We start from the raw sequence: 12247 nt of genomic DNA on the forward strand, positions 1-12247 counted from the left end.
GTTTTAATAATTCGATGGCGATACGTGTTCAAACTCAGGATTTTGATGCTGGCTTAGAGATAAAGCTACTACGAAATGCGCGAAAAGATACGGGTGCTGTGGTCAGTTTTATTGGTCAGGTACGTGACCTGAATGAAGGTGATAAAGTATCGCAATTGACCTTAGAGCATTATCCAGGCATGACTGAGAAAGCATTAGAGGCGATTGTTACTAAGGCGCAAAGTCGCTGGGATATTTTTGATGCTACCGTGATTCACCGTGTAGGCACCCTGCAACCTACAGACCAGATTGTTTTGGTTGCTGTGAGTAGTGCGCACCGTGGCGAAGCTTTTAAGGCCTGTGAATTCATTATGGATTATTTAAAAACAGAAGCGCCATTTTGGAAAAAAGAAGTCACAGACTCCGGTGAGCGGTGGATAGATGCAAAACATACTGATGATAATGCGCGTGAACGCTGGCTAGAGTAGAAGATTGAATAGGAAGCAAGCAGTTGCATTTGCAACATTACTCAATCTATAAATAGATTAAATCACTAAAGAATATATGTCACAAACTACAACCTCAAATTTATTAACACCACAACAGTTAACACTGGGTATTTCAGTACCACACCTTAAATTTTCTGATACATCAGAGCTCATTACAGCCGCTAATAAAAGTGCTCAGTATCAGGCTTGGATTGCTCAGTCTGAAGCTAAAAAGGCGGCTGAATTTGGCTTGAATATCCATCAGCCAGGGTTTAATTTACTTACATTAGGTGAGCCGGGTACGGGACGTGCTACGCTGATGCTAAGTGCAATGCATGAGGCTGCTATTAAACAGAAGTCTATCAATGTTCCAGTAGTAAGCGACTTGGTGGCTTTATATCAATTTGATGCTAATGGTAAGCCCTTGTTCTTGAAATTGCCTGCCGGTGCCGGGACGGAGTTGAAACAGGCCTTAGACCAATTTATCCGTAACTTAGCCAAAGAGTTAGCCAGCCTGCTTGATGAGAAAGTTAAACAAAATTCTTTAGTGCCAATACAGGCCTTTTTAAATGCGCAATTAAACATAATCAAGACTCATATTGCACTTATTGCAAAAGATAAAATGCCCACGCATTATTTTGATTTACTTCAGCAGGATGTTTTAGAGTACATGGATGCCTGGCAACCAGGCTCTGGAAATGATGGAGACAATAACCTAGAAGCCTTGCTTAGTGAGAGTTTTTTTGGGCGATACCGTGCCAATGTGTTAGTTGAGCATCATCCCGACCAAAATGCCCCTGTATTGTATGATAATGATCCAAGTTTACATTCTTTATTTGGCGGTATTGAAAGCGCAAGTGAAGCTAACACTACACTTGATTTTATGCGCTTACGTGCAGGTAATTTATTACGCGCTGATGGCGGTACTTTATTGCTGCATTTACGTGACATTCTGGCAGATGAGCAGAATGGGTTGCAGATACTGGAAAAATTACACCGTTTTTTACGTAACGGCACTTTACAAATTGAAGACCTAAGCAGTAGCAGTAGTCAAGGCAGTAGCTTTGTCAGTGCGCAAGCCACAATTAGTGTGTCAGTTAAGTTGGTGCTGGTGGCGACTCGTGAAGATTACTATCAACTGCTTGATGAAAAGCCGGATTTTTTCAGTTTCTTTCCAATCAAAATTGAGTTTGCAGAAAAAGTAAAAGCTAATGCAGAAAATTATGCAGCTTATGCAGCCTTTATCGCACAAAAATGTCAGCAGTTCCATTGTCATCACTTTAAAGCGGATGCCGTGGCGGGCCTATTGCAGGCCATGCATCGAGTTGAGGAAGACCAGACTCGATTAAGTACGCAATTCGCGCTGTTGGAGAAGTTAATGCTGGAAAGCGTAACGGTTGCAGATTTACGCGGCGCGTCACTAGTGGCAATTGAGGACGTTAAAACTGCAATTAACAGAAGGTATGCGCGCCATAGTTATATTGAAGGGCACATGCGTGCTTCGATTGTTGATAATGAATTAATGATAACCGTACACGGTGAAGTTGTGGGGCAAATTAACGGCCTCACACATATTGACCTTGCTGATGCAAGTTTTGGTTCACCTGTGCGCATTTCGGCAAACTGTTATGCGGGCCGCCTTGATGTTCTCACGATTGATCGTGAAGTGGCAATGAGCGGCCCTACGCATGATAAAGGCGTGATGATTTTGCAAAGCTGGCTGCATAGTAATTTTGCACAGCTTAACCCGCTTAACATGACAGCTTCATTAGTGTTTGAGCAGGAGTACAATGGGGTAGAGGGCGACTCCGCTTCATGTGCCGAGCTGTTTGCATTGTTATCTTCATTGTCTCAACTACCCATAAAGCAGGGCATTGCGGTCACAGGCGCACTTAATCAGCATGGTGAAGTGTTGCCCGTTGGAGGCTTGAATGAAAAAATAGAAGGTTATTTTAGAGTATGTAAAGACATTGGCCTCGATGGCAGGCAAGGTGTACTGATACCTCAACGCAATAAGCGACACCTGATGTTAAGCGATGAGGTAGTGGCGGCAGTCGCCAATGGCCAGTTTCATATTGCTACCATGAATAATGTCGCTGAAGGTGTTTTGCATATCACAGGGCATACTTTGCAAGAGATTAATAAGCTTGCCGAAGCTAGATTAAATACATTTAAGAAAACACTGGAAGCTAATTTACCTAAAATATTTACCAGGTAAAAATGCGTGAGCTATTAATATGCGAGAACTATCAATATGCGAGAGCCGGAAGACAATACCGATACTAAATGTAGGCTGGATAAATGGTTGTGGGCCGCTCGCTTCTTTAAAACACGCAGTTTGGCAACTGCAGCGATTGAAACTGGCAAAGTCCATGTAGATGGTGACCGAATAAAACCAGCTAAAGAAGTACACATCGGGCAAATTATTCATATCCGTAATAGAGATTTTGAAATTGAAGTCGCAGTTATTGCACTTTCCAATATTCGTAGAGGCGCACCAGATGCGGCACTTTTATATGCAGAAACACAAGCAAGCATAGCCAAGCGAGAAAACGCTAAAGCCACTGGTGATGGCGAGCATGCTTTACGAGACAGAGGCGCAGGACGTCCTACCAAGCGACAGTTGCGTGATATTAAAAAATTTACTGGTGGAACTTATGGCTAAAATTGATGAAAATAAAGTGCTTACTTGTTTTAAGGCTTACGACATACGTGGTCGGCTAGGAGATGAGCTTAATGAAGATATAGCCTATCGAATTGGACGTGCTTATGCAGTCTATCTAAAACCTAAATCGGTAGTAATAGGTTGTGATATGCGCCACAGCAGTGAGGGTCTTAAAATGGCTTTGACTAACGGCCTCATTGATAAAGGTGTTGATGTCATCGATATTGGCATGACAGGCACAGAAGAAGTTTATTTTGCGACTTTTCATCTTAAGGTAGACGGTGGCATTGAGGTCACCGCAAGTCATAATCCTATGGATTATAACGGTATGAAATTGGTCAGAAGCGTTTCCAGACCGATTAGTGGTGATACCGGGCTGCATGAAATACAGAAAATGGCTGAAGCAAACCAGTTTGCAGAAGTTAACAAACGCGGCACTTATATTCAGCAGGATGTTTTGCCAGCTTTTGTTGACCATTTAATGACTTATATTGACTTGCAAAAATTGCGTCCACTCAAGTTGGTAGTCAACTCAGGCAATGGTGCAGCAGGCCATGTGATTGATGCCATTGAGCAGGCATTTAAGCAAAAACAAGTGCCAATCAGCTTTATTAAGGTACACCATGAGGCCGATGCTAACTTTCCCAATGGCATTCCTAACCCATTATTGCCGGAAAACAGAGCCGCGACTGCTGATGCCGTGATTGCGCATCAGGCTGATATGGGCATTGCCTGGGATGGTGATTTTGACCGATGTTTTTTATTTGATGCACACGGTGAATTTATTGAAGGTTATTACATCGTGGGCCTGCTGGCGGCTGCCTTTTTAGCAAAACATCCGCATGAAAAAGTCATTCATGACCCTCGTCTTACCTGGAATACGCAGGATATTGTGGCTCAAGCAGGTGGGCAAGCCATTATGAGCAAAACTGGCCATGCTTTTATAAAAGAGCGCATGCGTGCGGAAAATGCCATTTATGGCGGTGAAATGAGCGCACACCATTATTTTAGAGACTTTGCCTATTGCGATAGCGGCATGATACCGTGGTTACTTGTTTGTGAACTGTTAAGCCAAACTAAACAACCATTATCTGAATTGGTCGCTGAGCGCATTCGATTGTTTCCTTGTAGCGGGGAAATTAACTTTAAAGTTACAAACGTACCCAATGCGATACAACAGATAAAAATGCATTTTATGGCTGAATCCCCAGAGCTTGATGATACCGATGGCTTAAGTATGACTTTTTCCGAGTGGCGATTCAACTTGCGCGGGTCGAATACGGAACCATTATTGCGCTTAAATGTAGAATCCCGCGCTGATGCCAAATTGGTAGCGCAAAAAGTGGCTGAGATTTCAGGTTTGATCAGTGCTTGTTAATGCAGCTAACCTGTATTTATGTGTGAAGGAAGTTATTGTTGAGTATAATTGATGTATATGATTTAATTTACGCAGGAATCAGTCATCTGATGGATGAATCTAAATCTAGCAAATCCCTATGCCCAGTATCTTCAGCTAATTACAAAACGGATTATCAATTATGAATAATCGATATGCCATTATTCTTTGTGGTGGCTCAGGCACAAGGTTATGGCCATTATCACGCACCTTAAGGCCCAAGCAACTTTTAGCGCTTAATGGCGAACAAACATTGTTACAGCAAACGGCAAAGCGCTTAGCTCAGCATGTTGCTCCAGCTAATTTATATACCGTTACGCACGAAGATCATAAGTTTGAAGTAAAAGGTCAGTTGGCAGAGTTGTTCCCAGAGGCCGTTGCTAATGTGTTGGCTGAACCGTGTGCAAGAAACACTTTACCAGCCATTGCCTGGGCAACTTATCAAATTTATCAACAAGATAAAACAGCGATGATAGGCGTGTTTGCCTCTGATCATGCCATAGATAATGAAGCCAACTTTTTAAGCGCATGGCAAACAGCCGAACAAGTCGCTGAAGATGATTATTTGGTGCTGTTAGGTATTAAGCCGCACGAGCCCGCTACAGGCTATGGTTACATCAAGCCGAGCCAGCAATTATCAAAAAACGGCGCATTGCCAGTGCATCAAGTGGCGCAATTTGTTGAAAAGCCAGATTTAGAAAAAGCGAAACAATTTGTGGCTGATGGGTATTTATGGAATAGCGGCATGTTTGTGTTTAAGGCAAGCACATTTATGCAAATGCTGGCGCAGTATCAGCCTGAAATTTACCAGCAGATTTGTGAAATTAACCCGGAGAACTTGGCTGAGCATTATGCTAAATTTCCCAATTTATCAATGGATTATGGTTTAGCCGAAGAATTGGTAGAGCATGCTGAAAAAGTTGCTGTTGTGCCAGTGGATATGGCTTGGAGCGATTTAGGCAGCTGGGATTCTATTTATGCACGGCACGAAAAAGATACGAATAACAATGTCACGCACGGTGAAGTGCTTAACTTAGATACACAAAATAGCTTGATTTGGACAGAAACAGGGTTGCTAGCCACTTTAGGGTTAAACAATGTGGTGGTGATTCAAACGGCTGATGCCACTTTAATTTGCGACAGAAGTCGTGCTGAAGACATTAAAGCATTAGTGGCAGAAGTTAAAGCGCGTAAACCAGAACTGACTGAAATTCACCAAACCGTTTTTCGGCCATGGGGCAGCTATACGGTATTAGAAGAGCGTGCTAATTTTAAAATTAAACGCATCGTCGTTAATCCTGGCGCTAAGCTTTCTATGCAAATGCATAAGCACCGTTCTGAACACTGGGTGGTAGTTTCGGGCGTTGCTACCATTAGCAATAATGAAATTGAATACACGTTACAAGAAAATCAATCCACTTATATTCCGCAAACGCATCGCCACCGTCTGGCAAATAATGGTACTGAGCCTTTAAGTATTATTGAGGTGCAATGCGGCGAATATGTGGGTGAGGATGATATTGTAAGGTTTGATGATAACTATGGAAGGTTTACTACTAAATGACTAAAGTTGCATTGATTACAGGCGTTACCGGGCAAGATGGCGCTTACTTAGCTGAATTTTTATTAGGTAAAGGCTATATCGTCCATGGCGTTAAACGCCGTGCATCATTGTTTAATACTGATCGTATTGATCACCTATACCAGGATCCACATGTGGATAACAAAAATTTCGTCTTGCATTATGGTGACCTAACAGACTCAACCAATTTGATTCGTATTATCCAGCAAACCCAACCAGATGAAATTTATAATCTAGCCGCGATGAGTCATGTAGCGGTGAGTTTTGAAACACCAGAATACACGGCTAATGCTGATGGAATTGGTACTTTGCGAATTTTGGAAGCTATTCGTATTTTGGGTTTGGAAAAGAAAACCAAGTTTTATCAAGCATCCACTTCTGAATTGTATGGCTTAGTTCAAGAAACCCCGCAAAAGGAGACTACGCCGTTCTACCCACGCAGCCCCTATGCAGTTGCTAAACTTTATGCCTACTGGATTACTGTAAATTATCGTGAGGCTTATGGTATTTATGCTTGTAACGGTATTTTGTTCAATCATGAAAGCCCAGTTCGCGGTGAAACCTTCGTTACCCGCAAAATTACCCGTGCACTAGCGCGCATCAAACTTAATCTGCAGGACTGTTTGTATCTGGGTAATTTAGATGCATTGCGCGATTGGGGACATGCTAAAGATTACGTTGAAATGCAATGGTTGATGTTGCAGCAGGAAGTTGCTGAAGACTTTGTGATTGCCACTGGTGTGCAATACAGTGTGCGTGATTTTGTAAATGCGGCGGCTAAAGAGCTTGACATGAATATTATCTGGCAAGGCACTGGCGTTGAAGAAAAAGGTTACTTGGACGGTAAATGTATCGTGCAGGTAGATGCGCGCTATTTCCGCCCTACAGAAGTGGAAACGTTATTAGGCGACCCAAGCAAAGCCAAACTAAAACTTGGCTGGGAACCAAAAATTACTTTTCATGAACTAGTCGCAGAAATGGTACGTGAAGACTATAAATCAGCGCAACGAGATGAATTGATTAAAAAGCATGGCTATCAGGCCATGGATTATCATGAATAATTTATTCACAAAGTATTCTATATGCCGAATTGGTCACAATGTGTGACCACTTTCATGCCTTCTAGTGTCTTAAATTTAGAGCCTGTTTGGTAAGGTTTGAGTATTCATGAGTACAATTAAGCTATTTGAAACCAAGCAAGTACGCTCACTATGGGATGCGGAACGAGAAGTTTGGTTTTTTAGCATCGTAGATGTTATTGGCATTCTTACGGAAAGCCCTAATCCGCGTAAATATTGGAGTGTGCTTAAAACACGTCTTAAAAAAGAGGGGAGTGAGTTGACTACAAGTTGTAGTCAACTGAAATTAGAGGCCGTAGACGGTAAGTATTACCTTACCGATGTAGCCGATACCGAACAACTTTTACGTTTAATTCAATCAATACCGTCACCCAAAGCTGAGCCTTTCAAACAATGGCTCGCTCGCGTTGGTTATCAACGCATTGAAGAAATGGATGATCCCGAGCTCGCATTTGATCGCGCCATTGAAACCTATCTTAAAAAAGGCTACACCAAAGAATGGATTAACCAGCGGCTAAAAACTATAGAGGTTCGCAAGGAGCTAACCGATGAATGGGAAACACGAGGCGTTCAAAAAGGGCAAGAGTTCGCTATTTTAACCGATGAAATCACTAAAGCATGGAGTGGTTTGACCACACGGCAATACAAGCAAGTCAAGGGGTTGAAAAAAGAAGGTCTGCGCGACAATATGACCAACCTAGAGTTAGTACTGAATATGTTGGCTGAGGCAACGACTACTGAAATATCAAAAGAAAAGCAACCTGAAGGCTTAGAGCAGAACCGAGTAATTGCCAAGCAAGGTGGCACCATTGCTGGTAATACGCGTAAAGAAATTGAAGAAAAAATTGGGAAGCCAGTAGTGAGTTCAAAAAGTGCAAAGCAACTCAAATAGCAATAAACTATTTCATAGAATAAAGTAATAAACATGAACCTAAACGCAAAAATCTATATAGCAGGTCACCGTGGCTTAGTAGGCTCTGCCCTAATGCGACAACTCACGGCACAAGGCTACAATAATGTAGTGACTCGAACCCATGCGGAACTTGATTTAACCAATCAACAGTTAGTCGCAGATTTTTTTGAATCAGAAAAACCAGAATATGTGATTCTAGCCGCAGCCAAAGTGGGTGGTATTCATGCCAATAACACCTACCCAGCAGAGTTTATTCAAGAGAATTTAGCTATTCAGTCCAATGTCATTCATCAGTCTTATTTGGCAGGGGTTAAACGTTTGCTATTTTTAGGTTCTAGCTGTATTTACCCGCGTGATTGTCCTCAGCCGATTAAAGAAGAATATCTACTTACAGGCCCGTTAGAGCCCACCAATCGGCCTTATGCCTTGGCCAAAATTGCCGGTATTGAAATGTGCTGGAGCTATAACCGCCAATATGGCACCCAGTATTTAGCGGCAATGCCTACAAACTTATACGGGGCAGGGGATAACTACCACCCTGAAAATAGCCATGTAATTCCTGCAATGATCCGTAAGCTACATGAAGCTAAAATTAACAATCAACCGACTGTAGCAATTTGGGGTACCGGCACACCAAGGCGCGAATTTTTATATAGCGACGATATGGCCGAAGCCTGCCTATACCTTATGAATTTGCCAGACGAACAATTTAAACCTCTGTTAGCTTCATATAGAAATGATGGCCTGCCACCATTGGTCAATATTGGCACAGGGGTAGACGTTACAATTAAAGAGCTGGCTGAACTGGTGAGTTCAGTAGTTGGTTATAACGGAGCATTAGAATTTGATAGCACCAAACCAGACGGCACCATGCGTAAATTAATGGATGTAAGTTTTATGCGGTCATTAGGCTGGAAAGCTGCCACATCTTTAGGCGACGGATTGGAGCTAGCCTACAAGAATTATATTAATCGCTAACTAGAGCACTTTGCATGAAACAAACTTACGTGTATTTCGTATAAAAATCGAATGAATTAGCGTTTCCTTGGATATCTTGATGAAGGGTGTTAGCTAGACTAGACTAACGCTTTTAGGAGGTTAAAACTTATGCATACAGTTAACATGTTGCAAGCAAAAACAAATTTATCCCGCTTGGTTGAATCCATAGAACAAGGTGGCGAGCGTGAAATAATTATTGCAAGAAACGGCAGAGCCGCAGCTAACCTGGTTGCAGTGGATATGTCAGCACTAGAACAGCGTATAGGCGTAGCAAAAGGTGTTTTTTAATGTACCAGATAATATAGATGCCAGTAATGATGAAGTTGCAGACATGTTTCATGCTGGCAATACAAAATGAATTTATTGTTAGATACCCACGTTGCTTTATGGGCGATTGCTGATGATAAATCTTGCCTAGTGGTACAGCTATCCGTTGACAATAAAACTAATAGAGCATACATTCCACATATAGCACATATATGGAGTTTGAATTATGTCTCAATTACATTTTTATGTCCCAGATGAAGTAGAAACGCAAATACGGATAAGAGCAAAGAAGGCTAATTTACCGCTTTCTAAATATCTTGCTGAACTTGTTAAGCGCGAAACTTGCGCACAAAATCAATGGCCAGCAGGCTATTTCGATTTATTCGATGCATGGCAAGGCGAACCACAAAATAGACCCGCTGAATTAGCGCTTGAAACGCGGAACAGTTTTAATTGATACGATTACTAGACACCAATGCCTGTATTCAGTTATGGCAACGCAAAAACTTAAATGCGCGCAGACATTTAGCACAGCATTGCCCTGCTGACATTGCTTTGTGTAGTGTGGTGAAGGCTGAACTTTTGTTTGGAGCATTACGCAGCGAACAAAAAGAAAACAATCTACATCTGTTACAAAAATTATTTGCACCGTTACAAAGCTTTGATTTTGATGATGTTGCTGCAGAACATTACGCACAAATTCGTGCTGATCTAACAGCCCAAGGGAGTTTGATTGGTGCTAACGACTTAATGATTGCCGCCATTGCGCGCGCCAACCAGGTAACGTTGATTACACATAACACGGGGGAGTTTAGCAGAGTGCAAGGTCTTCTTCTTGAAGATTGGGAACTTTAGCTATTTGCGTATTTATTAGATACCTTTGCGCGAAACAAAATTTCGTATAAAAATACCTAAAGTCCGTCATTCCTACGCAGTGCTTTAACTAGGTATTTGGCAAGGCGGGAATCCATTCGTGATATAAAAGATAAAGTTCTATCGCCGTGATTTGTTTTGTACAAGATTGATTGGAATGAGCGTAAGTTTAGCAAACAATATTGCAGCTGTTATAATAGAACGCTATTATTAAGAGCACGATAAATGGGATACCTGATGTTATTGCGAGAGAAGCTGAAACCTTACCGCTAGAAAAACAAACGGAAATACTTGATTTTATCGCCTTTTTAAAAGCTAGGCAGCTAGCTACTGACTTTTCTACAGCACCAAAAACAGCCGTTGAAATTGAGGCAATTTTCAAAAGCTTTAAAGTAGATGTAAGTCATTATGTATTTAATCGGGACGATGCCAATGCCAGATAAAGTATTTATTGATACAAACATTGTCATTTACTCGTTGGGTGAAAGCTCAACTAAAGCCCATTTAGCTGCGCCACTTTTTTTAGATAGACCCTGTATTTCAACCCAAGTGCTTTCAGAAACTGCCAATGTGACTACAAAGCGGCTGGGGTTGGCCACATCAGAAGGGCTTAAAGAAACAATTGCGTATTTTAAAAAGCTGCTGGTTGTACAATTTGATTATATTTGACTGCAACTGCTTAGTAAATTATTCGAAATAGGAGTGTTTGTATTATGAAAACCGCAGAAAGAATATTAGAAGAGACAAAAAATATGCCAGAGCCATTGTTGGCAGAGTTATTAGACTTTACTTTGTTTTTAAAGCAAAAATACATACCTGCACCTACATCAGCGCAGTTTTTAAATGATTTGCGAGGGGGGCTGGAAAACTCTGTCGCGTTTGCTGATGATGCGGTAACTATTCAAAAAAAGTTGCGTGATGAGTGGCATTAAATACATTTTAGATACCAACTTCATTATCAGCATAATGAAGTCTGATGTTAGTACATTAACTATGGTTAATGAGCTTAATATATTAGCATCAGAGTGTGCCTGTAGTGTTATTACGCATATTGAGTTGCTCGGTTTTCATGGCATTACACTAAATGAAGATGCACTAATTCGGCAAAAACTAAGCGCATTTACCTGCGTTGCACTGGATGGTAATGTTGAAAGCATCACAATACAATTGCGGAAAATGCGAAAAATAAAACTACCTGATGCGGTAATTGCTGCTACAGCAATTGTAAATAATGCTCAATTACTAACTTTAGATACTCAACTTATTTCAGTAGTAAATAGTTTTCAATCTTTAGCTCACTGATGCTGTTTAAGCAATATTGCCTTAAATAGTTGTCTATTTTAAAAAGTTATTTAATGTCCGATTTTATACTCACTACACCCATTGCCTTTATCCTCTTTAATCGCCCAGATACTACAGGGCGAGACTTTGCTGAAATTGCTAAAGCCAAACCAAGCAAGCTACTTGTTGTAGCTGATGGCGCGAGAACTGACAAATCAGGAACAGCTAAATTGGTGAGTTCAGCGGGTGGTTACAATGGAGAATTGGCATTTGATAGCACTAAACCAGACGGCACAATGCGTAAATTAATGGATGTTAGTTTTATGCGTTCATCTTATGAACGCATCTGCCAAATGTTAACCGACGAGTACAGCTACAAAATACTTAAACTGGTAGAAGAAAAACCAGATATTAGCCAGCGTGAATTAGCCGCAGCGCTAGGTATCAGCTTGGGTAAAGTTAACTTTTGCCTTAAAGCATTGATTGATGTGGGTTTGCTAAAAGCATCAAATTTTAAAAACAGTAAAAATAAATTGGCATATATGTATTTGCTCACCTCAGCAGGTATAGAAGAAAAAGCAAAAATTACTATGCGATTTTTGCTGAGCAAGATGCAAGAATACGAAACCTTGCGGGCCGAAATTGATGACCTGACGCGTGATGTTGCAAGCCAGATTGTACTTGATCAATAACATGACCAAAGTCCAATTGAACATGGTAGAGAG

At 41.3% G+C, this 12247-nt stretch carries 15 protein-coding genes; all 15 read left to right on the forward strand.

Going from position 1 to position 12247, the window contains the following annotated elements; all coding sequences use genetic code 11:
• The first annotated feature begins 14 nt into the window (after window positions 1-14).
• The 15 genes from moaE (at window position 15) to Q8J82_RS13290 (ending at window position 12214) form a co-directional block, all read left to right on the forward strand.
• A complete protein-coding gene (gene moaE / locus Q8J82_RS09835; RefSeq protein ID WP_305328204.1) occupies window positions 15-467 on the forward strand; it encodes a molybdopterin synthase catalytic subunit MoaE in 453 nt (150 codons plus the stop codon).
• A 76-nt stretch (window positions 468-543) separates the two neighbouring features.
• Window positions 544-2685, forward strand: coding sequence for a Lon protease family protein (locus tag Q8J82_RS09840; RefSeq protein ID WP_305328205.1), 2142 nt, complete (start codon window positions 544-546; stop codon window positions 2683-2685).
• A 36-nt stretch (window positions 2686-2721) separates the two neighbouring features.
• Entirely contained in the window at window positions 2722-3132 is a 411-nt protein-coding gene (locus Q8J82_RS09845) for an RNA-binding S4 domain-containing protein (protein ID WP_305328206.1), read from the forward strand.
• Window positions 3125-4510 carry a phosphomannomutase CpsG gene (locus tag Q8J82_RS09850; RefSeq protein WP_305328207.1) on the forward strand — a complete coding sequence of 462 codons (1386 nt, stop codon included), beginning with the start codon at window positions 3125-3127 and terminating at the stop codon, window positions 4508-4510. The genes Q8J82_RS09845 and Q8J82_RS09850 overlap by 8 nt, the downstream gene beginning before the upstream one ends.
• A gap of 160 nt (window positions 4511-4670) precedes the next feature.
• Entirely contained in the window at window positions 4671-6092 is a 1422-nt protein-coding gene (locus Q8J82_RS09855) for a mannose-1-phosphate guanylyltransferase/mannose-6-phosphate isomerase (RefSeq protein ID WP_305328208.1), read from the forward strand.
• Window positions 6089-7171 carry a GDP-mannose 4,6-dehydratase gene (gmd, locus tag Q8J82_RS09860; protein WP_305328209.1) on the forward strand — a complete coding sequence of 361 codons (1083 nt, stop codon included), beginning with the start codon at window positions 6089-6091 and terminating at the stop codon, window positions 7169-7171. Before Q8J82_RS09855 ends, gmd begins: the two co-directional genes overlap by 4 nt.
• 106 nt (window positions 7172-7277) lie before the next feature.
• Window positions 7278-8081: a BRO family protein gene (locus Q8J82_RS09865; protein WP_305328210.1), complete on the forward strand. Its 804-nt coding sequence runs from the start codon at window positions 7278-7280 to the stop codon at window positions 8079-8081.
• A 33-nt stretch (window positions 8082-8114) separates the two neighbouring features.
• The gene (locus Q8J82_RS09870; protein WP_305328211.1) at window positions 8115-9080 is read left to right on the forward strand and encodes a GDP-L-fucose synthase; all 966 of its coding nucleotides are present in this window, start codon (window positions 8115-8117) and stop codon (window positions 9078-9080) included.
• Window positions 9081-9209: 129 nt separating this feature from the next.
• Entirely contained in the window at window positions 9210-9389 is a 180-nt protein-coding gene (locus tag Q8J82_RS09875; RefSeq protein ID WP_304908558.1) for a type II toxin-antitoxin system Phd/YefM family antitoxin, read from the forward strand.
• 205 nt (window positions 9390-9594) lie between these two features.
• Window positions 9595-9825 carry a hypothetical protein gene (locus tag Q8J82_RS09880; protein WP_304908559.1) on the forward strand — a complete coding sequence of 77 codons (231 nt, stop codon included), beginning with the start codon at window positions 9595-9597 and terminating at the stop codon, window positions 9823-9825.
• Window positions 9822-10223 (forward strand): type II toxin-antitoxin system VapC family toxin, encoded by a 402-nt coding sequence (locus tag Q8J82_RS09885; protein ID WP_304908560.1) that lies wholly within the window; start codon window positions 9822-9824, stop codon window positions 10221-10223. The genes Q8J82_RS09880 and Q8J82_RS09885 overlap by 4 nt, the downstream gene beginning before the upstream one ends.
• Window positions 10224-10649: 426 nt before the next feature.
• A complete protein-coding gene (locus tag Q8J82_RS09890; protein WP_304908561.1) occupies window positions 10650-10910 on the forward strand; it encodes a hypothetical protein in 261 nt (86 codons plus the stop codon).
• Between the two features lie 44 nt (window positions 10911-10954).
• A complete protein-coding gene (locus Q8J82_RS09895; RefSeq protein WP_304908562.1) occupies window positions 10955-11173 on the forward strand; it encodes a DUF2281 domain-containing protein in 219 nt (72 codons plus the stop codon).
• Window positions 11160-11543, forward strand: a complete 384-nt coding sequence (locus Q8J82_RS09900) for a type II toxin-antitoxin system VapC family toxin (protein ID WP_305326918.1) — start codon at window positions 11160-11162, stop codon at window positions 11541-11543. The genes Q8J82_RS09895 and Q8J82_RS09900 overlap by 14 nt, the downstream gene beginning before the upstream one ends.
• 53 nt (window positions 11544-11596) lie before the next feature.
• Window positions 11597-12214: a MarR family EPS-associated transcriptional regulator gene (locus Q8J82_RS13290; protein ID WP_370868640.1), complete on the forward strand. Its 618-nt coding sequence runs from the start codon at window positions 11597-11599 to the stop codon at window positions 12212-12214.
• The last annotated feature ends 33 nt before the right edge of the window (window positions 12215-12247 follow it).

The sequence above is a fragment of the Methylotenera sp. genome, from assembly GCF_030684185.1.
GTDB lineage: Bacteria > Pseudomonadota > Gammaproteobacteria > Burkholderiales > Methylophilaceae > Methylotenera.